The organism is Paenibacillus terreus (genome assembly GCF_042138595.1).
In the GTDB taxonomy this organism is placed as follows: domain Bacteria; phylum Bacillota; class Bacilli; order Paenibacillales; family Paenibacillaceae; genus Paenibacillus; species Paenibacillus terreus.
In genome coordinates, this window is the sequence record NZ_JBHIRX010000010.1 from 131,063 (window position 1) to 155,308 (window position 24,246).

Consider the following 24,246-nt stretch of genomic DNA (forward strand, 5'->3'; position numbering starts at 1 on the left):
TCATTTTATCTGTCCAAAATGACTTTCCAGTGACGATGGAGGTGACAATTCAGTCACTTACGGAGTGCCGTTAAATCACATGCTTATAAAATTTAATCCGAAACTGCGTACCCTTCTCGCTGTCGCTCGTTACATCGATCACGCCGTTCTGGCTGGCAATGATGCTGTGAGCCATCGCAAGCCCTATACCGATGCTCCCTTCACTGGCATTCTTTCCTTTGTAAAAACGTTTGAAAATATAAGGCAAATCCTCTTTCGGGATGCCTTTTCCGTTGTCAGCAATGACGATTTCCGTGAATAGCGCGTTTTCGGAAAATGTGATGGCGATCGCTCCGCCTTCAGGTGTATGCTCCACACCGTTTTTCAAAATATTGATGACCGCTTCAGCAGTCCAATTGAAATCTCCGACAAAAGAGACATGGTCATCGCCCGTGATGGAAATCGTCTGTCCCTTGATATCCATCGGAATCATAACCGGCTGTAATGCCTTTTGGATCAGGTTTTTTACGGGGATTTCATCTTTTTTGAATTGGATGGTCTTCGCATCTATTTTCGATAGCTTTAATAAGGAAGAAACAAGCCAATCGATGCGTTCAAGCTGGATACGAATATGATGGGTGAACTCCGTTCTTTTGGCCGGAGGCAGGTCAGGGGCGCTTAACAAATCAGCCATCACCGTCATGGAGGTGAGCGGCGTTTTGAGCTGATGTGAAATATCGGATATGGCATCCGTCAGTTGAATTTTGTCCCGCTGCAATAGCGACCGGTGCTCCGATAGCATGAGCGTTACTTTGTAAATATCATTCTTTAAAATACTTAGCTCGCCTTCGTGGTTATCGCGAACATCAAGGGAATCATTGCCGTTGCTTATTTCCCGCAAATAGACGGAAAGCTTCGCTAACTCGCGGTACCTCCATCTCGTGAATAACACGCTCGTGCCCATAAGCAGCATCGATACAATAAAAACGAATACCGCGGCGACGGACGAAATGAAAGCAGCAACGACAATCGCCGTTATGCTGATCGAGCCCATGACGAGTAATAACATTTGATTTTCCCGATTGCGCAGCATCTAATCACCGACCTTATAGCCTAAACCGCGTACCGTTTTGATCAAAGCCGGCTGCTCTGGATTGTCCTCCAGCTTTTCCCTCAGCCGTTTGATATAGACCGTTAACGTATTGTCATTCACGAAGTCGCCTGCCACGTCCCAGATTTGCTCCAAGAGCTGATTCCTGGTGAGGACCTGTCCAACGTGGTTGCCAAAGATCAGCAATAAGCGGTATTCCAAGGCGGTTAGCGGGATTTCGGCACCGTTTTTATACACTTTGCCTTCCAGCGTATGGATTCGCACATTGCCGATGTCGATGACCGCTCCGGCGTGGGACGGCTTCTGATATCTCCGCAAGACGGACTTGATCCGGGAGAGAAGCTCGCGAACCCGAAAAGGTTTGGTAATGTAATCATCCGCTCCCATGTCGAGTCCCATCACGACATTGACCTCATCATCGATCACCGTCAAGAAGATGACCGGCATGTCCCGTCGCTCCTTCACCATCTTGCATAATTCATAGCCAGTTCCGTCCGGAAGCTGTAAATCGAACAGGCATAAAGTGAACTGATCGATATCTTCGGCGATCACCTTTTTGGCTGAAGCGGCATCATGGCAGAGAACGGTGATATAACCATCTTGCTGCAGCGAATATTCCAGTCCCGACGCGATTGTCTTATCATCTTCGACTAATAAAATTTTCAATGCAGATCATCCTCACGTTAGAGTAAATTCACTCCTCATCTTAGTTTCGATATTATAACAGATTTTATCAACAGGTTTCACAGTTGATTAAACCTACTGTTGTTCCGCCGCTGCAGATCGGCGACGCATGGATAAAGAAATAATAGCCGGGATGAGTCCAATCGCAACGCCAACTCCGCCAAGCCAACCAGCTGCTGTCAGGGAGACGTTTTCTACAACGAGACCCCCAATTACAGCCCCTACGGCCATGCCCAACTGCACGATAGAATTGTTCAAGCTCAAGATGATCCCCGAAGCCTGAGGAGCCATCCCGATTAAATAAACTTGCTGAACCGGCCCCGTCGACCAAGCGAAAAAGGACCATAACATAAGCAAAGGCAACACAAGCATGGACGAATGGGCGAACGCCGCCAGTAAAAATAATATGCCGGAGTGAAAGAGCAAGCCTCCAATCATCGTACGGGGGATACCCCATTTATCTGCACCATAGCCGCCAACTTGAGAGCCTATGAGACTGGCCAGCCCAAATGCAAACAACCCGATGTTTACCATCCCTTCGCTCATTCCCGTAATGTCCAGAAGAAACGGAGTTATATAGGTGTACAGAATTGTATAGCCCAATATCCAGAAAAAGCTGATGGAAAGCGCAACAGAGAGTTGGGGACTTTTCAACAAGGCAAGCTGTTCCCGAATAGGAACGGGAGCCTCTCCTTCCGATTTCGGAATCGCAAGGAACAGGACCAACATCGCGATCAAGCTCAGGGCTCCGACCCCAGTGAAGATGATTTTCCAGTCATGTGAACCCGCAATGATCCTGCCAAGCGGGACCCCTAGAATAAGCGCCAGGTTAAAGCCCAGTAACACTGTCGCGATAGCGCTGCCCTGTTTTCCAGGATTAGATATTTTGGCGGCAACCGTCAGGGCGACGACCATAAATACCCCCGTGCTGATCGCCAAAATAATTCTTGCTCCGAGCAGCATGCCGTAGCCTGAAGTTGTGACAGTGATCAAATTCCCTACGAAAAATAATCCCAGAGCCGACAGCATAAGCTTTCTCCGATCCATTATTGCCGTGAGTGCAATAAGAATCGGGGTGCCGATGGCATAAGCAAGCGAGTAGACCGTAATTAACTGCCCGGCCGCCGCTACCGATACTCCAACATCACTTGCAAGCATATCCAAAATGCCGGCAATCACGAACTCCGAAGTTCCGACTAAAAAGCTGATAATGGCCAAAATATAAATCTTCCATGAATTACCCATTTATTTCTCTCCTTCTCATTTCAACAGATCTAAATCTATAGAAATCATGATTAAAAAATAATGCTCAATTCGCCGACTTCATTTCTCGGCTCCATCAAGCCTCCTCGTTCCAAGCGTTCGTACTCTGCTTTAAACATTATGGTCAGACGTCTGACGGGCTAGCTCCTTACGGACCATCGGCGCTACTTTGGTGCCGAGAAGCTCAATCGTTCGCAGCAAGTCGCGATGCGGCAATGAACTGAAATCGTTGTACATCATGAAACGAGTCAAGCCAAGGTTCTTATGCAGCAGCACGATCTTCTCTGCGACATATTCGGGATCTCCGACATACAGAGCGCCGTGAAGGCTGCGGGCTGCATCGTACGAGTCACGTGTATAAGGAGGCCAGCCTCGTTCCCGACCAATCTGGTTCATTTGGGCAGCCATGACAGGGTAATGCCGTTCGGCTGCCTCTTGTGTCGTATCCGAAATAAAGCCATGCGAATGCGTAGCAATTTGCAGCTTATTCGGATCGTGACCGGCTTTTACAGCGGCTTCTTTATAAAGCTCCACCAAGGGTGCGAATCTCTGCGGCTCTCCACCCAGGATGGAGAAGACAATCGGAAGTCCCAGCAAACCGGCCCGAACAGCCGATTCCGGGCTGCCACCCGTACCGATCCAGACAGGCAAAGGCTCCTGCTGTGCACGAGGATAGACACCCATGTTGTTAATTGCCGGGCGATGACCGCCGCGCCAGGTCACCTTTTCAGAAGCGCGAATCTTCAACAGCAGCTCCAGCTTCTCTTCATACAGTTCTTCGTAGTCTTTCAGGTCATAACCGAATAGCGGGAACGATTCGATGAACGAACCCCGTCCGGCCATGATCTCCGCTCGTCCGTTCGACAGACCGTCCAGCGTTGCAAAGTCCTGATATACCCGCACCGGATCGTCCGAAGATAGCACCGTCACTGCGCTTGAGAGCCGGATCCGCTTCGTTGTAGCGGCAGCAGCGGCCAGAATGACGGCTGGCGACGAGCTTGTGTATTCGGTGCGATGATGCTCGCCGATGGCATAAACGTCAAGGCCGACTTGATCTGCCAGTTGCATCTCTTCGATTGCCTGGCGCAGCCTCTCGGCATGCGAGACACCGCCATTTCCGGGATTTGCATGGAGGAAGGTGCTCATTCCAATCTCCATCGTATTCGTTTGACTGCTCATAGTCATTCTCTCCTTCTTACATTTTATTTAAGTACAAGACTCCATTAATTCTACAATTCTAAATATATAGAAATGATCTTCAAAAAATATTACGCCAACAAAAAAGGCGCAAATTTTTCTGCTATTTCTCTATTAACGTTATAATGAATAAACGATCCATTCTTGCGAGAATCAATCAAGCCAGAGTCCGTCAATTGCTTCAAATGATGCGATAGCGTCGAGCCTGCAACCGATTCAAGCTTTTCACCGACGGCGGTGAAGCATAAATTACTCTCCTTCGCGAGCAGTAAAGCGATTTTCAGCCTGGTTGGTTCCCCCAAAGCTTTATACACTTTAACCGCTTGTCCGATATCTTCTTGATTTTCTCCCATGATTTCCACCTCCCCGCGTCTCTTCTGCAGTTCTATAACTATCGAAATCAATATTAGCACCCCACCGTTCAAAAGTAAAGAGGGGCATTGATTTTCCCCAAGAAGCCGAGCCCTTCGTCGCGTTAGACGGAGAACCGTGCAAATGAAGAAGCTTCCTACACCACGGTCCATGCGGAATAGGAAGCTTCTAATAAAGCCGTACCCACTGCTTTTTAACTCTGACAATTTTTCTTGGGATGTATTTCTTAGGCATTCTCTGCCGTAACGGGGTTAACTGCAAAGAGGGAATGAATGTTGCCTTCTGGATCTGCAAAGAAGCCCGTGGTGTGCCCCCAGGACGTCACCTTCGGCGCTGTTATCCCTGTAGCCCCTTTTGAAACAAAATCATCATACATAACGTAGACATCCTCAGGAGAAGCACATTCGAAGTTAAGCTCAAAAGCTTGCCCTTTACGCTCTTCTACAAAAGAATGGTGACCGTTTGTGTTATCTGCCATTAATGGTGCCGCGAAAATGGCTAGACGAACGCCATCATTCTCAAATTCAGTGTAATGTCCTTCTTCAATAATAACCTTAAATCCCAAGACATCACGATAAAAGTTAGTCAATCTGGGAACATCAAGCGCCAAAACTGTGATTCCTTCTAATTTTACTCTCATGCCCATACCCGCACCCCTCCAACATAAATTCAATAAAATTCTGTACTCACTCAGATATCAATTCTACGAAATATTATATACTACTAGCTGATTAAGCTACACTTCCCCATTAGCACAATACGATTTGTATCGTTAAATCAACCTCATTGATTCCAATTCTCGATAAACTTCCTCTGCAGCACAGTCGGGGTTTAGCATTTGAATCATCTCCATAGTAATAGGGACGCCCTCGTAAACTTTTTCAATAACTTCTACCGGCAGGGCCAATTCATAATAATCTTTCGCAAATTGCACGAATTCTTCCGGTGTCCGGTAAATCGCATTAATTAAAAAAGCAGACCCATCATCTGCTCCTTTCGGCATTTTAACGTTTCCCTTCAGCCAGCTCGAATCACTATTTTTACGCCACATACAAAAAGTCACATCTTCTTTTTCAATGCCTTCATGCTCCAGCAGAGATAATAATTCGTTTGGAACGTTATCATAGATGCCTGGCCATACCTTATGTTCGTCTTGTGCATACGGGCTTAATTGAGATTCATGATCGAAGCCCTTTATGATGGAGCCTTCAACGGAAAACAACATGATAAGATGATCCCCTGCCCCATTGTCTATTCTTGCCACACAAACTCCATCATCCCATTCCTGAACAAAGCTATGATAACGAAGCCATTCCGTCTCACAAAGAACCGTATTCAGAACTGCTTGGACGATCATTAGCTTTTTTAATTTTTCCGGTTCTGGTAAGTGCTCTAACGCATTCATAATCTTACACCTCGCCTTTTATTTAATTCCTTTATTTGGGATAGATCCGTTTATTTGCAGGATGGCACTTGGGTTGTAACTAAAGATGCCTTTGAACTTTAAGTATACTCAATATAATTTACCGAACCGTTAAAATTCAAATAAGCTTCATAGCGGATTCGAATAGCTGGCAGAGTAATGAAGTCCAAGACTTTTTCCTTTGAGGGGAATTTTGCATAGGATAGCTTCCCACACCTTGCGAAAACAGAATGTTTTGGGTACGATTTTCATTAGAAAACTTCGTGGGAGGAAATCAAATGCATCCAAAAAAAGTCCCCCGTTAAGCCCGAGGTCCTCCATCCATGTGTTAGTGAATATTTACCAAAAAAAACATCAAAGGGAGATGTACACTAATGCACATGAATGGACCTGTAAATATGTCTCGAAACGAAAGACTTGAAAACTGCCACGAAATTGCTTCGAAATTACACGAGGTGTATGGAGGAAAAATCCTTGCCATTGGGGTCTACGGTTCTGTTTCCCGAGGCACGGACGGTCCTTTCTCCGACATTGAGATGTTTTGCGTACTAGTCGAAGCAAGCGAATCCGTGGAGTTCAGCTATGAATGGTCGGCTGGGCCTTGGAAAGCTGAAGTGAACGTCTGTAGTGCGGACATTCTTCTTGAAACCGCCTCTACTGTTGAGGGGGAATGGCCGTTGACGCATGGTCCGTTCTTTTCCCCACTCAGTCTGTACGATCCTGACGGATTTTTTCCAAAATTAAAGAAAGCCGCGGAATCCCCAACAATAGAGGATTTCAGGCATGCAATTAATGAAGTCCTTGTAGGGGAAATGTACGAGTTTATCGGGAAACTAAGAAACGCCAGTTTTAATGGCCAACACACCTACTTACCATATCTAGCGATGCAGTTTGCCCAATACGGTGCTATGTTAGTCGGGTTACACAATCAAAAATTTTACTCGACTGGCTCAATGGTTCTACCAGAGTCATTGGAACTGCCTGGTCGTCCAGAAGGATTTGACACTGTTGCTCGAATGGTTATGTGTGGAGAGCTGGCAGAGCCTTTAAAGATCGTTTCAGCTTGTGAACATTTCTGGAATGGTCTTGTGAATTGGGCGGCTCAACACGACTATGTAATAAGTACAAAACGAATCCCTTTTTGACCCGTAAATGCGACACTTTCATAAAATATATCGCCGTCATTTATGGTGTGTTCAGCTTAACGTCGCTATCAGCGAAATTGCTAAAGGAGCTGCCGTCGTCAGCTCCTTGTTTTAATTCAATCTGGTGTGCGTATTGTCATTTTCTAACCTGTTTACCCACTGGAATACTCTGAGCAAATCGAAACACATTATGAGGATCATACTTTCGTTTCACCTGCTTCAATCTGCCAAAGTTTACGCCATAATATGCCTTGGGCCAGTTCTTAATCTGCAGATCGGGAAAATTCACATAATCCCCTTTAACAAAGGGGCGCAACGCTCTACGGAACCTTTTCACCCACTGAATATTCTGCTTCTGCTCCCTGTTGTTTCTCCACCGGGCTGACAGTTCGTAGATGGTCTCAGCCTTCCGATGAGGATAGGCTGTTGCAGTAGGCGATACTCGACTCACCGCGCTTCCTGCACCCCCTAAGCTCTGACTCCACACGCTAGCATGCCTGTTGGGTGCTTTGGATAAAAAATCGCGTATAATTCGTACTCCTTCAGGCGGCAAAGGTTGGAACCCGTAGGCTCCGGTTATTTTAAACTTTGGTTCCAAATTCAGGTCCGATTCGGCAAAAAATTTGGTTGCATCAATAAAGGGCACTGTCTTCACCATCACCTTCACCGGAGTGGCTGCTCGCAGGAGCGGTCTAATCAATCGGCGCAGCTCCTCTGCACCGCCAAGCAATTGTCCGGTAGATACAATGGTTCCCACCTGTTTGGCAGCCACCTCAATTGTTGAGGTTAAGCGGTTTGTGACAGATGGGGCCCAGCGTTGCCAAGCCGGTAACACCTTCTCGAGATCACTCCATTTCCACGTAATACTGTATATAGAAACCGATGAAATCGTTCTAACCCGAAATGTATATTCTGTAGCAACACCGAAGTTCCCTCCCCCTCCGCCTCGTGATGCCCACAACAGATCGGAATGTTTCTTTCTGTCTGCCACAATCGTCCTTGCCCCATACCGCCCCGAAGCTACGACCATCTTCACTTGTTTCAGGTTATCGCACGTAAGTCCATATTTGCGGGAAAGTAGTCCAACACCGCCTCCCAGGGTAAGCCCAGCAACGCCTACGTCGGGCGCAGTCCCCGCCGGAATTGCCACACGCTTATGCCACAGCTTTTTGTACACACGAGCAAGCGGATTTCCCGTTTGGACAATGGCCACTCTATTTTTTCGATCAACTTTAACCTTATTCATCTCGCTCACATCGATAATAATACCGCCATTTACAGCTGAGAAGCCTTCATAGCTATGCCGTCCGCTGCGCACCCGCAGCCGTATGCCCCGCTCACGAGCCCATTTGACTGCATTGATTACATCCTGAGTTCGTTGGCAAAAAACAATGATCCTTGGAAATTTGGAAAAACGCCTATTGTACTCCATTCTGGCCGTATTGTATGACGGATTGCCTGGAATTACGATCCTTCCGGTTAATCGTGTACTTTTCTCTTTCGACTTTTGTGCCATCTACTTTACCCCATCCCTGCTCATGACATAAGCCTTCCTCATCAGCTTATTTCTATGTAGGGACACCTTTCCTAGTAACGGCGAACGCTCAGTTTGAATCGTAAGAATCGTAAAATGGTTTAAACCACTATGAACTAAAACATGGGGATTCTACGAACTTACGTGTATGCCAATTGAATGTCAATAAACAGAACGACAATTTGGCAAATTTCGCCAGATTGATCGTAGCCCCAATAAACCGGATAAGCGCCATCGCCAAAACCGGATTGAAACATGGGGACATGGTACTCGGTACCAGGAATCGTCCAGTTCAGCCAATCGCCGGCATCGCGCTGATACTGCGGGTTTTCGCGAAAACTCTTGGCAAACAGGGCAGCAAAATAATCATTGTAAAGATTGCCATCAGGATGTTCTTGATGCCACCGACTAGCAAAGTCACAAAAAGCTTGATGCGCCAGCTTATCGCAAATACAGGCCAGACCGGCATCTACATTGAAGCCAAAAAACTCTTCGTCCCCCATCCCCACCATATCTTCATGTCCAATCAGAGCTTCCTCGAACCGGACGGCAGGAACATCGGAAAATCGCAGACGAACGGCGGCATAACGGGCACAGTCACCATCCTCGTCCGGCTTCACCACACAGACTTCGGCTGAGTAGGTTCCAACGGGTGCCGTTTGAAAATAAGGCTGCTCCTCAATATGCCCCAAATAACATAGCGGATCGCGGACAAGAATTTGGCCGGTAGGAATAGAGGTGGGACCGATATCTATAACGGCCAGCTGCTTGCCTGCAATTTCAGGCAAAGAAAAATAGTTATTTAAATCTACAGGGCATTTCAATTTGTCACGCTGCTTCTCCCACTGGGACAGCCATTCATTTGTTGGTGCCATAGGCATTCATCTCCTGGAATTAGACTTGTATAAGTAGCGCGTGAGGGAATTGAAGTCACAGGCTATCACACAGAAGAGGCATCCTCCCTATGTTAGAATAGCGGCTCAGCCTAAATCAACTGCCCAATGAACTATAGTTCGCGCCCGCCGCACATTAGAGGTTGACATTCCATAACCGGTTTTTTATGCTGAATCAAGAGTCATAGGATATTATGAACATCGCAAACAATAAAGCTGAGGTGAAATGACATGCAATCAACCCCCAAAAACCGCACAGTCACTTCGTTGACATTCGGCTTGGCTATACAAGGACTTGCCCTACTTTCTATGTCAAATAATGTTTGCCCCAGTCAGAAACTTGCGAAAATGATGAACACGGGAACGACATTTATGCGCCGTGTGATGGGTCCGCTGGTTCGTGCAAATCTGGTCGAAGCCAGGGAAGGCAGAGACGGGGGCTACTTATTGGCCAAGCCTGCACGTCAGATTACTGTGGCAGATGTATACCGGGCGTTACAATTACAGGATCCTTTGGGAACCGGGATGATGGATTCGACGACCGACTGCGAACGCGGAGATGTGTTGAAAGCTCTTTTTCAGGAAATGTCTTCTCAAGTGGAGGAGAGTACGCTTCGTGTGTTTGAGCAATATACAATTGAACGTATTGCAGCAGAAGTAACAAAATTCGAGATGTGAACTGTGCTTTACAAAGGCTCAGTTATACGATATACTGTGCCTATATCGGGCTCAGTATCAACGAAAACTTTTAAGCTTATAACTAAGTCCCGATGTGCAATAAACTGTGCTTAATTTGAACTCAGTAAGGAGGTGGAAATGTTGCATATTGTAGCTATTGTTCTTGGAGCGATATTGGGCATCGCCTATGTGATCGTTGGTTTTATGAAGTTTGGAGGCAAAGAGCCGGTGGAATCATTCAAACATTACGGATATTCGGACGGCTTTCGCATTCTAGTGGGCATTCTGGAAATTCTCGGCGGGGTATGGATGATCATTGGCATCTGGTCGCAGTGGGTGGCTATACTGGCGGGTCCATGGATTGCGGTAATTATGGTGGGTGCCATGATCACACAAATTCGTGCGAAAAACGAAGTCAAGGAAATCATGTTGCCGGTCCCATTTTTAATCCTCGCCCTGGCGGTATCGGTAATTAATTTAGTCATGTAGTCAAAATACAAACAGCGGCTTTTACTGAATGTACTTGTGTTCGTTATGAACTCAAAGCGCTCAAGGCAGGTACAATCTTACATATCCGAAAGTACCGCTATGCGCGACCCGCCATTTTGGCGGGTTTTTGCATCAAAATACCCCTTCTGACAATGACGTACCTATTTTAGTAGGTGGAACTGTCAATTTTAAAATCTGAATTGATGTCAAATTCCGCTGGCCCCTTCCCTTCTGTCTTTTGCAAAACAAACTCAAATGTGGGTTCATAATATGAATCCTGCAAACCTCCGAAACTCAAGGTCTCAGAGGCTCTGTAATTCCTTTATATCACACGCTACCCACTCTCCCTCGCTTACCCAACAATCCAATTTTTTGCCGTCACTTATGATACGGTTCACCGCGTTGTCTGTAACGGCAAGTTTGAAGGCCTTCCTTTACTGCCCGTCAATGTCTACCACTAAACCGTTTAATCGCATCTTCGGTCACCGGCTCGAAGAAGTTAATAAGGTTGCCATCGGGATCGCGGAACAGCATAGAACGGTTCCCCCACGGCATCGTGGTCGGTTCCTTTACCCAATGATCGACAAATGGCTTCAAGCGCACATATTCGGCTTCGACATCGTCGACGCGAAACTCAATAATGACAGTACGATTATTGGCCCCCACTGCGGAACCGGCGCCGAATAGCTGCGTCGTCTGGGAGTGGCCGATGGCAAGGGTGCATGATGGCAGAACGAGTTCGGCAAAAACGGGAGCTGGCCGCTCCGCAGAAACCCCCATGACTTTCTCATAGAACTCGACGAGACGATCCACGTCGTCAGTAATGATGCGTACAGAAGCGAAATTCACAAAATATCATCCTTCCTAATAATAGGTTTGGCTGTGTCCCACAGCCGTTATAAAACAAACTTATCTATATTCCTTTACATTTACATGTTCAATTATAAAAAAACGCTACTGACAACGTTATGTCAGTAGCGTTTTACAATTCTTTGAGCTTCCTTACGAATTCGATTTCGGAATAATTCGGGTAATGTGGTTGTATACCCACAACATTATCTTTCGCCGTCACTTGTGGTACGGTTCAGCTATTAAATGGGGGTATCGACGAAAAACGAAAGGAGCTTGCCGCAGCAGCTCCCTCGTTTTTTTGCTTATCTAGATCCAAATATCATTAGCTGCTGTTAATTCTGACTCAGCCTCGCCTGTATTTACTACCCCTCTAGGTTCTACCAACATAATACGACACTCCTCGTTGGCAAAAGGTTTGTGTTCGATCCCTCTTGGTACAATAAACATCTCGCCCTGGGAGATTTTCACCTGACCATCTCGGAAATCGATTAACAACTCTCCTTCAAGTACGATAAACACCTCGTCGGTATCCTGATGACTATGCCATACAAAATCCCCAACAATCTTAACCAATATGAACCTCCCCTACTTACGCTTGACTTAGAAGTAGGGGTTTCTTACCAGCCACACCGTTACTTTCTGCAAACAAATAGGTTGGCTATTGCTTTCGCTGCCGGCAGCGGAAATCTAACAGGGTGGTTCAGTAAGCAACACTTTTGCAAGTGGGTGGGAACTCACCATCTACTACTTCTCACTCATCTAAGCGATCCGTAGATACTTGATCGATTTCGTTTCGCCCAAATATCGGATGTCTCCATACAGATATTTGGACAATATTCCTTTGCTTCCATGGACGTCCCGATGTTCTTCATAGCCGCAGGAGCAGGTATAGTTTCTTGTAGAAGTCTTTTTTCTTCTACCGCAACAAGGACATTGTTGACTTGTGTAGCTTTCATCCACCTGTTTCATGCTTGTTCCATGGGCTTCAAGCTTGTATTCGAGTTGTTTCCGGATCTTGCCGAAGCTCCAATTGGATAACTTTTGCGTGACGGTCTTGCTTTTCTTCTTTTTCGTATGGCGTTGTACACCTTCCACCTTGCCAATCACGACTTCCTTGACGTCATTTTCCGTACACCACTGCACAAATTGCTTGGTTGTTTTATGTATGACATCCTGGAGTTGACGCTCGCTTTTGCCGAGGATGTAGGTTTTGGCTTTCTTGTACTTTTTCCATTGCCGACTGCCTTTTTGGCATTTGCTCATCCGCTTCTGGATTTCGGCCAGTTTCTTGTTGCGAAGCCGATGAATGCTTCTGGCTTTTCTTCCCGTGATCATGATCGACTGGTTTGCGGTGGTCGTTGCCGCGATCGAGTGAATCTCTCCCAAATCCACACCTGCAACCTCGCTGCCCTCGTTGGCTTTGGCCACTTCCCCATCCTCATAGCAAAGAGAAACCATCAGTTTTCGGTCGTACACCAGTTCGATTTCTTTGATCTCGGCATCAGGCAAGTCAGCGACGACGATCTGAATCGGTTGCTGGCGCTTGCCGTTCTGGATGCCTAAGCTTAATTGGATGATGTTGCCCTTGATTCTGAATGATTGGTCTACCCATTTCGTGTTGAAAACCTTTTTGTTTTTGTAGGGATATTTGGTCTTCAGGCCTTGCCTTTTCGCTTGCCTTGCGCTCTCTCGGGCAAACAAATATTTGTGACAAACAGCCTGTACAGACTGGGAGTGAAGGGGAAATCGATTTTTTATAGCGGCTTGAAGTTTGGTTTGTCCAATCCATTTTCCATCGTGTTGCAGAGAATAATTCTTGGCGATGGACAGACACTCATTCCAGACTTCGGCTGAAATCCGGTTGCATGCAAACAGTCGGTCCAGATCGGCTTTGGAAGTTCGGAATGCGGTTTTGACACAGCGAATCACTCCGCTTTCATCTCCTTCCCTGGATGCTCAATATAGGTTTTCCATACTTCCAAATAGGATCGCGATCGTGACAATTCTCTTCCTGCCACTAATTTCATCTACACACCAACGGTAGAGGCGAAATTGAAACGTGATTTAACGAGAACATATATTCCCATCATACCACACAAATAGTCGACTAGGAAAGCACGAGTTTTATACAATAGACAAGTTCATTTAGACTTCGCCTAACCGAGATTCATCCCCTACTCAAAGTTTTGTGAGCGCTGCTTCCTGAATAAACTTCAAACAAAACTCGCTGCGAAAGCATAGGCTCAGAGGAAGGGGACTTCTCTCGGAAGGCTGTTAAATTGATAGTCATTCATTTCACCGATGACTTTAGGGGACCAATGATCATTGAACGCAGTAATCAAATTGCAAGTAAACTCTATTTTTGGCGCGGCTATCTCGCTTTATACGAGATGAGAAACGTAGTAATTACTCCAGGAAAACTTGCTCGTTTGGAGCTAAATGAACAAGTCGTTTGAGCTTTTCAGCAAAGTATTCTCGCCGGGTTCCAGTTATACTAAAAGTATAAGTGTTGAAACGTTTGTCAAGAAACATAGGAGATGGTTCCTTTGAACATCGGGCAAAGCACATCGTTATCAGGTACCGTCAAAACGGCTTCTAATTATTCTACAGGTAAGCGCAGACTGGCATAACCGAAAGGATGATTGTGAAATGGAAACTAGAGCAATTGCAGGAACTAGTAAGGCGGGGACGTCCATGACTATGAGATCAAGCAAAATGGTCAAGGTGCCTCATGAACTGGTAAAGTTTCCGAATAAAAAAGGGAGCTTGAAGCTGGATGGGATGTCCGTTATCGAGTTCTGTTTTTACACGCAAGGCATAAAAGGAACCTTTTTTTTGCAGGATCATCTTCTGCTAATCGTCAAGTCGGGTGTCTATACAGTTCGCTTCGGTGATCAAGAATATACGATGCGGAGCAACGAAATGATGTTTATTCATAAATCAATGGGAGTCGAGTACGAGAAAGCGGGTAAACCCGATTCCGATTACATCCTCGACTATATGATGTTTTTCCTGAACGAGAAGATCGTAGATGAATTCCTCAAATTCGCCGGTTTAAAACCGATTTGTCCTGTGAATGATGTTGTTCCGATAACAGTCTTTCCAATCAATGACCGCATTGGAAGCTATATCGAGTCGTTAAAACCCTATTTCGAGAACCCTGACGAAGTCAAAGAAGGACTGGTTCGTGTGAAGCTGATGGAATTGCTGTTTCACATAGCAGATTCGAATGATCGTTTGTTGCATCAAATGATGCAACCTATAAGCAAGGAGAGAGGCAGCATCGTAAAGATCATGGAGGAGAACTTCATGAATCCCGTTTCCCTTAACGACCTGGCCTATTTGTCCGGTAGAAGCCTGGCGACGTTCAAAAGGGATTTTCAGGCAATATACAACACCTCCCCGCTCAAATGGGTTCGCAATCGAAGGCTGGATAAAGCCAAGGAACTGTTAGCGGAAACAGCGTTATCTGTTACGGATGTCTGTTTTTCGACCGGATTCGAAAATGTCGCTCACTTTTCCAAAGTATTCAAGGAAAGATTCGAACTCCCGCCGTCAGAGTTTAGACGGCAGCTGAGGTTGAAGGAAGATGCCTAAAGGGGCTAAAAAATGAGCTAAATAAACAAATAGAATGAGCTTGTAGGCAAAGAAATTTATTCGTCTCCTTGATATTCTTATCTCATGCGGTAAACGCAGCAGTATTAAAACAAGAATGAAGGAGAGAGGCAATTTTATGAATAAATCTAAGATCGTATTAATTACAGGTGGAAACAAAGGTATCGGTTTTGAGACAGCAAGACAATTGGGAAATATGGGGTATGAGATTTTAATAGGAGCAAGAAGCGAAAATAAAGGACATGAGGCCGTAACGTTATTGGAAAAGGAGAAAATTAAAGCTAAAACAGTGGTTCTTGATGTCACGAACCCCAGCTCCGTTCTCTCCGCAGTAGAATGGATTGAGCAAGAGTATGGATTGCTTGATATCTTGATTAATAATGCAGGCGTGTTTTTCGAAGGAAACACCCCTCCAATTGAACTGGAATTGTCTGTTCTCAAGAGTACATATGAGACAAACGTTTTCGGTGTATTTTCTGTCACTAAAGCAATGCTTCCATTGCTCAGAAATTCTTCTGCCGGAAGAATCGTTAATCTTTCCAGCGCATTAGGTTCCTTAACCTTGAATTCAGACTCAACGTCGGAATTTTATAATGTGAATTCGCTCGCCTACAATAGTTCTAAAACGGCTGTAAATGCTTTAACCGTTTCCTTTGCTAAAGAATTAAGCGATTCTCCTATTAAAATCAACTCCGTTTGCCCTGGATTTACAGCTACCGATTTAAATGGTAATAGTGGCTATCGTTCAGTCGAACAAGCAGCTTCCATTGTAGTGGAGCTTGCCACAATAAATAGTGATGGTCCAACTGGTGGCTTTTTTGATGATCATGGAGTTGTGACTTGGTAAAACAGAAAGGAATAAGTGCAATTGAGTAGGGCTCCTTCTTGGTGATCTCAGCAATCCTGAGGATACCCTACTTTTTCATTGCCTGTTAAGGCTCCAAAACTTGGTACACAAACAATTGTACGTCATCAAATCCAATCAATAGTATTTAAAATTTCACTGATGTAGAAAGGTGTTGAAACAAATGAAAAAGGTAAAATTGCAAAATGAAATGATTCCTTCGATCGCTCTGGGTACCTGGTCATGGGGGACCGGTCAAGGCGGCGGGGATGCTGTTTTCGGGAATAATCTTACTGCGGAAGACTTAAAACCGGTTTTTGATTCGGCGATGAAAGCCGGACTCCATTTATGGGACACTGCGACTGTGTACGGAATGGGAGCCTCCGAAAGCATTCTGGGCGAGTTTACAAAAGGCCGCGACGACGTGCTGCTCTCAACGAAATTCACTCCGCAACTTGGCGGGCCTGTTGAAGACCGCTTGAACAGTAGCCTGAACCGGCTCGGCGCAGACCAGACGGATATCTATTGGATCCATAATCCTCTTGATGTAAAAAGATGGACTCCAGAGCTGATTCCGTTGATGAAAAGCGGAAAAGTCAAATATGCAGGCGTCTCCAACCACAATTTGGAGGAAATCAAACTAGCGCAAAGTATTCTGGCTGAAGAAGGGCTGCAAATCTCTGCTGTACAAAATCATTACAGCTTACTGTACCGTTCGTCCGAAGAAGCCGGAATTATTGATTACTGCAACGAAAACAACATTGTGTTTTTCTCCTATATGGTGTTGGAACAAGGCGCATTAACTGACAGATACAATGCGAAAAATCCTCTCCCAAGCGGCACCAGAAGAGGAGAGGCGTTTGATGAAGATGTGCTTGCGAAACTGGAAGGCCTGATCCATGTTATGAAGGAAATCGGCAATAAGCACAATGCGAATTCTGCACAAGTTGCAATCGCTTGGGCCATTGCCAAAGGAACCGTTCCGATCATCGGCGTTACGAGAACTTCCCAAATTGCTGATGCTGTAAAAGCCGCTGAAATCACGCTGACAGCACCGGAAATCCATGATCTTGAAGCAGCGGCGAAAGAGACAGGAATCGTAATCAAAGGTGAATGGGAAAAGCCGATGCATTAAGCACTATAATCCGCCTTTTCGGGCTACGGAACCGTTTCACGGAAATTACCGCGAAACGGTTTTTTAGTATCCGAAGAAAAACAGATGAACCAAATAAACAAATTACTTCCGGTCTAGAACGAACTTCTACAACCCTTCTTCCTGTGAGGCGGCTGTCCCGCCTATGAAACAGGGGAGTTCAATATCATCAATGTCTATCATCTTACCTTTCTCCGCATCATAGTACTCCCCAAATAAAAATAAAGACTCCTTTTTCCTACTCAACAAATAAGGAATAATTTTTTCGCAAAATTCTGCAACGCTTTTAAACATACTCTCTGGTGCAATCCCTGATTCATCGATAACCATCAATTCTTTGTGTTCAGTAAGAGCAGGGTTGCGATTCAAATGGTACAGTTGAAAAGAGGTGCCTTTGCGATACAATTCATAAATTGGAACTTCTATGTTTTCAATGAAATCTCCATCCGTATAATTCAAGGTAAACTTTACGGTCATCTCTATTCTCCTTTCAACAAACCTCATCATTGTTATAGTCGTCGCTGCTTTTCAACTTCTTGGACTCAGCTTATCGAAGATTTCATGATTCATAAAAACGATCTACCATTTGCTTTATTTTCATCGGAGTTCTCAACGAAACTTGCTTCCCATCTTCATCAAATGTCAAATGCCCCTTAAATGCTTCCGGCATATCCTGATATTGTTTCTCGACTTGTTGATATACCTTTTCAAAACAGGAATACCCGTATTTTTTAATTAGAAGAGGAAACCCGAAGGCAGACCTTAGAAACTCATATTCATAGTAGTTAAAGGTGTTGTCTCTGCTCTTTTTATTAAGAGCTTTAAGAAATGATTGATGATCTTGTCGATCTCTTGTTCGGTAGCATATTTCTAGATATCGTTCTTTTTTATAAGCTTTCTGAAAAAAATCTTTCAACTCTAATTCCTTGTGAAGCTCTTGATTATTTAAAGACATAGCGCATGCCCCTTTATAAACTTATTCAACATTTTGCTGAGTGTATTCTTAGGCTGTTATGCTGCCGGGTACGGATGCACCTCCGTGCCGTCAAAAAGTAGGCGGAGAAGCAACTGCTATTAGCAGCGTTTCGCCTTCCCAAATATTCTTATAACTATGGGGGATTCTGGCATCATAATAGATGCTGTCCCCTTCTTCGAGTGTGTAACGTTCATTGCCCAGCATAAACTCCAAACGTCCGGAATGGACAAATAGAAATTCCTCGCCTTCGCTATGCCCGACACCGATGTTGCCGTAAGCTGCTCCTTCTTCCAACACTCCCCATATCGGCCCCATTCGGTTACTGCTTCCTTGACTGAGCGCGTACCAGGTAATACGGGAACCTTCGGAATGCACCAAAGGTTTGCGTTCGTTTTTTCTAACGATAATGCTTCGTTTCTCCTCGCCGAACAAATCGGTAAAATTCACGTTTAGTGCATTCGCTATGCGCTTCAGAACACTGATGGACGGATTCGCCTTATCGCGTTCAATTTCACTAAGAAAAGATAAGGATACAGAGGCTGCTTGAGCTACCTTCTTGAGCGTTAATTTCTGTTTTTTTCGCGTGCTTCGAATGGCTTCACCGATCGAATTCATATGCAAGCCCCCTAAATTTTCGATCAAGTTTCGCTGTTGGCGAAATTTATAGTTTTATATTAGGCGTAAACATGAGCAATATCAAGCCCTTTCACTAGAGCGGAATTACGGTGTAAAAACGTTGATTTAGCGCCATTATTGGACTACGATTTAATCAAGGTTGGCGAACGAATCTTACCCGGGTATCTGAGCATCGTTCATTTCAATAGAATCATTTTCATTTACAGCGAAATTCTCATGGATAATAAGGAACGAGTCACATTGATGCACCTTGTTATTCGGTTCAAAGAGATATGCCAGCAGGACGAAAGGAGTTAAAAGAATGACCGCTAAAATTCCCAAGGTCTATCGAGTCGGGGATGTTACCGTGACGCGTGTCACGGAGATGATGCTTGAGGGTATTCCGCCAGAAGTATATTTTCCGGGATCATGGAACCCTCTTTTCCTGGAAAAGAATCGGAACTCTCTTCCGGCTGGCCTGATCGATAGCCATTCTCAGCTTATCGTCAGCATTGGAACGTGGGTGGTGAAAACCCCGAAGCATACGATCCTTATCGATACGGCTACAGGAAACGATAAAAACCTGCCTTTAAATCCCGATCTCGCCAATCTCCAGCTCCCCTATCTTGAGCGGCTGAAGGAGGCAGGAGTTACGCCGGAGGAAGTGGACTACGTGCTGCTGACGCATCTGCATGTGGACCATGTCGGCTGGAATACAAAGCTTGTGGATGGAAAATGGGTACCGACCTTCCCCAATGCCAAATACGTATTCCCCCTCGCAGAGCAGCAATATTACTCCAGCGAAGCCAGTCACAACAAAGCAAACGAAGTAAACTTTAACGTTTACGAAGAAAGTGTATTGCCTGTTGTTGAAGCTGGCTTAACGCAAACCATTGGCCCTGAGGGCGGTGAATTCCTTGATCTATTCACATTCATTCCGACACCTGGCCACAGCATCGGCCAAATGTCCATCCGTCTCAAATCTGGCGAAGAAGAAGCTTTATTCGGCGCCGATGTGATGCATCATCCGTTTCAGGTCTATAATCCGGAATGGAATTCCATGTACTGCGAATTTTCCGATCAAGCGCGTATTTCTCGGCTCCGGGTGCTGGAGCTCATAGCGGATCGCCCGGTCATTTATTTCAGTACGCATTTCCCCGGAAGCGCGGCGGGGTACGTGACTCGCAGCGGGGGCAAGTATAAGTGGAACTTTACTTAATACCATCTGACAACAAAATCCAATACGAAAGGCTCTGAGCTTATGACAACCCATGATTTTCTTGAAGATAACCCTATCGTGACCGAAGACCTGCGTATCCCGAGCGATACGCCCGGAATCGAGCTGTATGTGCGAAATAAACGTCCCGCTTCCATGACTGCCTTTTCTAACGAAAAAACAATCGTGATGGTTCATGGCGCTACCTATTCAATTGGCAGTCTGTATGACGTGGAGCTGGACGGTTTCACTTTTCTGGACTACCTTGCCAGCCATGGCTATGACGTGTACGCCGTGGATGTTCGCGGCTACGGCGGCTCGACAAGACCGCCTGAGATGGAGCAGCCTGCCGACCTTAATCCGCCGCTTGTCCGCACGGAGACAGGGGTCCGGGATTTGGGTACAGCCGTGGACTACGTTCTGAAACGCCGGAATTTAACGAAGGTCAACATACTGGGAATGTCTTGGGGGGGAACGGTTGCGGGAGCTTATACCAGCCAAAACAACGAGAAAGTGAACAAGCTTACGCTTGTCGCGCCGCAATGGCTGAGCTCCAAACCGGTTCCGATCGATACCGGAGGCCCGCTCGGTTCGTATCGCCTTGTTGCTGCCGGCAGCACGAAGGAACGCTGGCTCAGCGCGGCGCCAGAGCATAAACGCGATGATCTGATTCCGGACGGTTGGTTTGAACAATGGGTCAAAGCCACTCTTGCTTCGGACCCGGGGAGCTTAACCGATCATCCTGAGCATATCCGGGCGACCAACGGCCCTATCCTGGATATCCGCGAATACTGGACGGCTGGAAAAGCCTTCTATGATCCTAAGGATATCACGGTTCCCGTCCTTCTGGTCCATGCCGAGTGGGATATCGATGTCCCTCTTGAATTGGCCCAGAACTTCTTCACTTCCCTGACAGGAGCCGCCTATCGCCGCTGGGTGGAAATCGGTGAAGGGACGCACATGGTATTGCTGGAGAAAAACAGACTTCAGGCTTTTCAAGCCATCCGCGGTTTCTTGGATGAATCGTACGCACCTGCGAAATAAAGACGCCGTTCAAGAGCGGATTTTAATGATATCGCTTGCCTAATTAGAGAGGCCCGCGGCATTGTCACCTCGGGCCTTTTATTACGAATTTATAAAAGACAGAGAGGAATTTAATACGATGAGCCATACCGTCATAACAACAACAAAAGCACCGTCAGCTATCGGCCCTTATTCGCAAGCTGTCGCTTTAGAAAATGCCGTCTATACGTCGGGCATGCTTCCGATTGATGACGAAGGAAATCTGAAAGAAGGCATCGTTGACCAAACCCATCAAATATTAAAGAACCTGCAAGCCGTCTTAGCTGAAGCTGGATTATCTTTAGCAGACGTTGTGAAAACATCCGTTTTCATGACGGATTTAGAACAATTTCAGCAGATGAACGAAGTGTACAGCCTATATTTCAGCGATCATTACCCTGCCAGAACAACCGTAGAAGTGTCTAGACTTCCAAGAGACGCCAAGATTGAAATAGAGCTTATCGCAGTCAAGCGCATTTAAATCCGCTCCATTATCCCTATTTCTGTGAAAGAAGGCGCATCTGCTTGCGAACTTATTTACTTCTCTTGTTTTGCGCAGCCCTTTACGGGAGCAACTTCGTCTTAGGCTCGCTGCTCTTGGAAGCATTTCCCGCCTTGCATCTGTCGGCATACCGGCTTATGGTTTCATCGGTGTTCCTGCTTATTTATTTGGTTGCAACTCGTGGCTTGACGAAGATTACGTTCCGCGACTCCGTTTATTTAGTGCCCTTCGTTCTGATCGGGATGCTGCTTCACCAAATTTCTTTCTTTACAGGACTCCGGACGACGGATGCAACGACGGCTTCGCTCATCTTATCGTTAGCTCCAATTTTTACAGCGCTGCTTGCCCGCTTATTTTTGAAAGAGCCGTTAACGAAACGCATGGCTGCAGGCTCGATTGTCGCCTTCGCCGGTGTCTTCTTCGTGGTTGGACCTGGCGGAAGCATGGGCACAGCCATTACCGAAGGCGTCTGGATCATGTTTATCTGTATGCTGGCATTGTCGGGATCTATGATCCTCATGAAAAAGCTGACGGAACGTATGGATGCATTTGTTGCAACGGTGTATACCACCCTGCTGGGCTGCATTTCGGTATACCCGGTGGCGGTCTGGAGCGAACCTCACGTACAGGTGGAGCCCCACTTCTGGTGGTGGGTTCTCTTGGTTGGATCGGCTCTGCTTATTCAGGGCTTATGCGCGGTTATCTGGAATGCGCAGATCCGCAAGGTAGGGGCGGCTAAAGCCTCCCTGTTTCTGAATCTACAGCCGTTTGTCGCCATGATTTTAGGTTATATCACGCTCGGCACCCCGATTTCCTTAACGCAAGTGGCAGGATCTGTTCTCATCATTTCCGGTGTAGTTCTAGCCACTGTGCAGGGGCAGAGAACAAGGAAAACACAAAAATTCTCTCCTGTGGAGAGATAATGGCCTTCGCGGCAATCGAGGCTAAAGAAGAAGACGGAACAGATCAACTCGATATAATCGTCAAAAGTGATGTGGTCAAAGATCGGCGCATTCTACTCCAATAACAAATTAATGCCTTTTGAAAGAGTATATCCCAGAGGACCAATGGCCAGAAACCCTCCAGTGTTATGGAACAAGTAACATGGGGACATGGTACTCGGTACCAGGAATCGTCCAGGGAGCATTTCAATTTGTCACGCTGCTGCTCCCACTGGGACAGCCATTCATTTGTTGGTGCCATAGGTATTCATCTCCTGGAATTAGACTTGTATAAGTAGGGCTGCTCAAACCTCTATTTTAGTAGGTGGAGCTGTCAATCTTAAAATCTGAATTGATGTCAAATTCCGCTGGCCCCTTCTTTTCTGTCTTTCGCAAAACAAACTCAAATGTGGGTTCATAATATGAATCCTGCAACGTTTCCCCACCCAATATTTCTATGCTGTACCAGCCGTTTTCAATTTCAATCATCGGCTTTTTGTATTGCCGGTACTGATTAAGTAGAGCGTTGACTCTTTCGTTAGTGAATTGTTCCAGTATTCGCCACGTAAACAACATCAGTATGTTGTTTTCAACTTTAAGCGAATAGCCACCACGCCTAAATTGTAAATGGCTGTCTGATTTGAACAATTCCGGTGTATCGCCGGAAAGATTAAATATGATTGTATAGGGATAGTTTTCAATCCCTGCCATTGGAAGTACGATCCCATCAAGCACAACATGATCGCCGCTTTCGTTTGTTGTAAACTCCATTGCTAAGTTGTCTGAAAGATGATTGGACTGTTTCCAGCTCTCCAGCAGCAAAATATCCCCGAGAATGAAATAGTCTATCAGATCATTCAGCACTTCTGTAAATTTGTAGATCATTTAAAACTCCTCTTTCTTCTTTTATCTCAAAGCTATACGCTAACCACTCTCCCTCGCTTACCCAACAACCCAAAAGCTAAGGAAAAGTTGGAACTACACCGAAAGCAAGAAGAATCTTCAGCTTTATCTCATTTCCCAACCCTTTATTAGATGTCGAGCAGCAACTGTCGCCCTCGTTGCAATTTCTTTATTTGTAAGTTTCATGTGGGAAAACATGCCTTGGTGATACATATCAGAAAAGCCCTGGCTAACAGCTAGATGCGCTTCTAATAACTCAACGATTTGGCTCCATGTCGCATGTGGTTCAATTTCTTGTACTAAGGAAAATAGAAAATCAATCATTTCACGTTTCCGCTCATGAAATTCTGTGAATTGAGCCCCTCGCAATGCAATAAATAATTCAACACCTACAAATTGATCAATTGTATACAGAACATAGGCACCCGCTGTCGAAGCCAGACGGTCAACCGGATCATAACCAGCCTTATCCGCTGCTGTTCGCATGTTCAATGTAAGCCCGGTTAGGAACGCAATCCCTGTAGCGAGAAGAAGACTCTCTCGATCTGGAAAATGACGATAGGGAGCACCTGAGGACACCCCCGCTCGTTTTGCTACCCTGGCAACAGAGAAATTGGTAAGTCCAGCTTCCGAGATCAATTCCAATGAAGTTCGAATTAGTGTTTCCCTGAGGTCGCCGTGATGGTAACTCCGTTCATTATTGGTCATGTTATCACTTCCTTTAATAGGATTGTACACTATGACCACACTCAAATGTAATAGACATCTTACATTTTATCCGTTACTATGTAAGAGACCT

The 24,246-nt window shown here is 45.7% G+C and carries 27 protein-coding genes; 10 read left to right on the top strand and 17 right to left on the bottom strand.

Annotated elements, in window-relative coordinates:
• Nucleotides 1-70 precede the first annotated feature (70 nt).
• The 7 genes from ACE5KN_RS18480 to ACE5KN_RS18510 form a co-directional block, all read right to left on the bottom strand.
• The gene (locus tag ACE5KN_RS18480) at nt 71-1,072 is read right to left on the bottom strand and encodes a sensor histidine kinase (protein ID WP_375525987.1); all 1,002 of its coding nucleotides are present in this window, start codon (nt 1,070-1,072) and stop codon (nt 71-73) included.
• On the bottom strand, nt 1,073-1,756 hold the full coding sequence (locus tag ACE5KN_RS18485) for a response regulator transcription factor (protein ID WP_375525986.1): 684 nt from the start codon (nt 1,754-1,756) through the stop codon (nt 1,073-1,075).
• Nucleotides 1,757-1,849: 93 nt separating this feature from the next.
• On the bottom strand, nt 1,850-3,019 hold the full coding sequence (locus ACE5KN_RS18490) for an MFS transporter (RefSeq protein ID WP_375525985.1): 1,170 nt from the start codon (nt 3,017-3,019) through the stop codon (nt 1,850-1,852).
• A 129-nt stretch (nt 3,020-3,148) separates the two neighbouring features.
• The gene (locus tag ACE5KN_RS18495; protein WP_375525984.1) at nt 3,149-4,216 is read right to left on the bottom strand and encodes an LLM class flavin-dependent oxidoreductase; all 1,068 of its coding nucleotides are present in this window, start codon (nt 4,214-4,216) and stop codon (nt 3,149-3,151) included.
• An 89-nt stretch (nt 4,217-4,305) separates the two neighbouring features.
• Nucleotides 4,306-4,587 (bottom strand): ArsR/SmtB family transcription factor, encoded by a 282-nt coding sequence (locus ACE5KN_RS18500; protein WP_375525983.1) that lies wholly within the window; start codon nt 4,585-4,587, stop codon nt 4,306-4,308.
• 245 nt (nt 4,588-4,832) lie between these two features.
• Complete coding sequence (locus ACE5KN_RS18505; protein ID WP_375525982.1) at nt 4,833-5,252, bottom strand: VOC family protein; 420 nt, start codon at nt 5,250-5,252, stop codon at nt 4,833-4,835.
• Nucleotides 5,253-5,378: 126 nt separating this feature from the next.
• Nucleotides 5,379-6,011 carry a hypothetical protein gene (locus ACE5KN_RS18510; RefSeq protein ID WP_375525981.1) on the bottom strand — a complete coding sequence of 211 codons (633 nt, stop codon included), beginning with the start codon at nt 6,009-6,011 and terminating at the stop codon, nt 5,379-5,381.
• A 392-nt stretch (nt 6,012-6,403) separates the two neighbouring features.
• Here ACE5KN_RS18510 and ACE5KN_RS18515 point away from each other — a divergent pair, with 392 nt between their 5' ends.
• Nucleotides 6,404-7,174, top strand: coding sequence for an ANT(4')-I family aminoglycoside nucleotidyltransferase (locus ACE5KN_RS18515; RefSeq protein ID WP_375525980.1), 771 nt, complete (start codon nt 6,404-6,406; stop codon nt 7,172-7,174).
• Between the two features lie 136 nt (nt 7,175-7,310).
• Here the strand turns inward: ACE5KN_RS18515 and ACE5KN_RS18520 are convergent, their stop codons facing one another.
• Nucleotides 7,311-8,690, bottom strand: coding sequence for an FAD-binding oxidoreductase (locus tag ACE5KN_RS18520; protein WP_375525979.1), 1,380 nt, complete (start codon nt 8,688-8,690; stop codon nt 7,311-7,313).
• Between the two features lie 158 nt (nt 8,691-8,848).
• Nucleotides 8,849-9,583, bottom strand: coding sequence for a DUF4241 domain-containing protein (locus tag ACE5KN_RS18525; protein WP_375525978.1), 735 nt, complete (start codon nt 9,581-9,583; stop codon nt 8,849-8,851).
• Nucleotides 9,584-9,832: 249 nt separating this feature from the next.
• On the opposite strand from ACE5KN_RS18525, the gene ACE5KN_RS18530 reads away from it, so the two are divergent.
• Both ACE5KN_RS18530 and ACE5KN_RS18535 read left to right on the top strand, forming a co-directional pair.
• A complete protein-coding gene (locus ACE5KN_RS18530; RefSeq protein ID WP_375525977.1) occupies nt 9,833-10,279 on the top strand; it encodes an Rrf2 family transcriptional regulator in 447 nt (148 codons plus the stop codon).
• 141 nt (nt 10,280-10,420) lie between these two features.
• Nucleotides 10,421-10,768: a DoxX family protein gene (locus ACE5KN_RS18535; RefSeq protein WP_375533123.1), complete on the top strand. Its 348-nt coding sequence runs from the start codon at nt 10,421-10,423 to the stop codon at nt 10,766-10,768.
• A 444-nt stretch (nt 10,769-11,212) separates the two neighbouring features.
• Here the strand turns inward: ACE5KN_RS18535 and ACE5KN_RS18540 are convergent, their stop codons facing one another.
• The 3 genes from ACE5KN_RS18540 to ACE5KN_RS18550 form a co-directional block, all read right to left on the bottom strand.
• Nucleotides 11,213-11,617 (bottom strand): VOC family protein, encoded by a 405-nt coding sequence (locus ACE5KN_RS18540; RefSeq protein ID WP_375525975.1) that lies wholly within the window; start codon nt 11,615-11,617, stop codon nt 11,213-11,215.
• A 309-nt stretch (nt 11,618-11,926) separates the two neighbouring features.
• Entirely contained in the window at nt 11,927-12,196 is a 270-nt protein-coding gene (locus ACE5KN_RS18545; RefSeq protein ID WP_375526100.1) for a cupin domain-containing protein, read from the bottom strand.
• Nucleotides 12,197-12,379: 183 nt separating this feature from the next.
• Nucleotides 12,380-13,549 (bottom strand): RNA-guided endonuclease InsQ/TnpB family protein, encoded by a 1,170-nt coding sequence (locus ACE5KN_RS18550; RefSeq protein WP_375525974.1) that lies wholly within the window; start codon nt 13,547-13,549, stop codon nt 12,380-12,382.
• A 765-nt stretch (nt 13,550-14,314) separates the two neighbouring features.
• Between ACE5KN_RS18550 and ACE5KN_RS18555 the strand changes: the two genes are divergently transcribed.
• From ACE5KN_RS18555 to ACE5KN_RS18565, 3 genes are all read left to right on the top strand, one after another.
• Nucleotides 14,315-15,217 carry a helix-turn-helix domain-containing protein gene (locus ACE5KN_RS18555; RefSeq protein ID WP_375527188.1) on the top strand — a complete coding sequence of 301 codons (903 nt, stop codon included), beginning with the start codon at nt 14,315-14,317 and terminating at the stop codon, nt 15,215-15,217.
• A gap of 136 nt (nt 15,218-15,353) precedes the next feature.
• Nucleotides 15,354-16,082: an SDR family oxidoreductase gene (locus ACE5KN_RS18560; RefSeq protein ID WP_375527187.1), complete on the top strand. Its 729-nt coding sequence runs from the start codon at nt 15,354-15,356 to the stop codon at nt 16,080-16,082.
• 181 nt (nt 16,083-16,263) lie between these two features.
• On the top strand, nt 16,264-17,214 hold the full coding sequence (locus ACE5KN_RS18565; RefSeq protein WP_375527186.1) for an aldo/keto reductase: 951 nt from the start codon (nt 16,264-16,266) through the stop codon (nt 17,212-17,214).
• A gap of 126 nt (nt 17,215-17,340) precedes the next feature.
• Here ACE5KN_RS18565 and ACE5KN_RS18570 read toward each other — a convergent pair whose 3' ends face one another.
• From ACE5KN_RS18570 to ACE5KN_RS18580, 3 genes are all read right to left on the bottom strand, one after another.
• Complete coding sequence (locus tag ACE5KN_RS18570; RefSeq protein WP_375527185.1) at nt 17,341-17,709, bottom strand: hypothetical protein; 369 nt, start codon at nt 17,707-17,709, stop codon at nt 17,341-17,343.
• Nucleotides 17,710-17,791: 82 nt separating this feature from the next.
• Complete coding sequence (locus tag ACE5KN_RS18575) at nt 17,792-18,187, bottom strand: hypothetical protein (RefSeq protein ID WP_375527184.1); 396 nt, start codon at nt 18,185-18,187, stop codon at nt 17,792-17,794.
• A gap of 90 nt (nt 18,188-18,277) precedes the next feature.
• Nucleotides 18,278-18,823, bottom strand: coding sequence for a helix-turn-helix domain-containing protein (locus ACE5KN_RS18580; protein ID WP_375527183.1), 546 nt, complete (start codon nt 18,821-18,823; stop codon nt 18,278-18,280).
• A 322-nt stretch (nt 18,824-19,145) separates the two neighbouring features.
• Between ACE5KN_RS18580 and ACE5KN_RS18585 the strand changes: the two genes are divergently transcribed.
• From ACE5KN_RS18585 to ACE5KN_RS18600, 4 genes are all read left to right on the top strand, one after another.
• Nucleotides 19,146-20,042, top strand: a complete 897-nt coding sequence (locus tag ACE5KN_RS18585; protein WP_375527182.1) for an MBL fold metallo-hydrolase — start codon at nt 19,146-19,148, stop codon at nt 20,040-20,042.
• 42 nt (nt 20,043-20,084) lie between these two features.
• On the top strand, nt 20,085-21,083 hold the full coding sequence (locus ACE5KN_RS18590; RefSeq protein WP_375527181.1) for an alpha/beta hydrolase: 999 nt from the start codon (nt 20,085-20,087) through the stop codon (nt 21,081-21,083).
• Between the two features lie 118 nt (nt 21,084-21,201).
• Complete coding sequence (locus tag ACE5KN_RS18595; protein WP_375527180.1) at nt 21,202-21,582, top strand: RidA family protein; 381 nt, start codon at nt 21,202-21,204, stop codon at nt 21,580-21,582.
• Between the two features lie 44 nt (nt 21,583-21,626).
• Complete coding sequence (locus ACE5KN_RS18600) at nt 21,627-22,526, top strand: DMT family transporter (protein WP_375527179.1); 900 nt, start codon at nt 21,627-21,629, stop codon at nt 22,524-22,526.
• A gap of 336 nt (nt 22,527-22,862) precedes the next feature.
• Here the strand turns inward: ACE5KN_RS18600 and ACE5KN_RS18605 are convergent, their stop codons facing one another.
• Together ACE5KN_RS18605 and ACE5KN_RS18610 are read right to left on the bottom strand one after the other, a co-directional pair.
• Nucleotides 22,863-23,429 carry a hypothetical protein gene (locus ACE5KN_RS18605; protein WP_375527178.1) on the bottom strand — a complete coding sequence of 189 codons (567 nt, stop codon included), beginning with the start codon at nt 23,427-23,429 and terminating at the stop codon, nt 22,863-22,865.
• 123 nt (nt 23,430-23,552) lie between these two features.
• The gene (locus tag ACE5KN_RS18610) at nt 23,553-24,155 is read right to left on the bottom strand and encodes a TetR/AcrR family transcriptional regulator (protein ID WP_375527177.1); all 603 of its coding nucleotides are present in this window, start codon (nt 24,153-24,155) and stop codon (nt 23,553-23,555) included.
• Between the last annotated feature and the right edge of the window lie 91 nt (nt 24,156-24,246).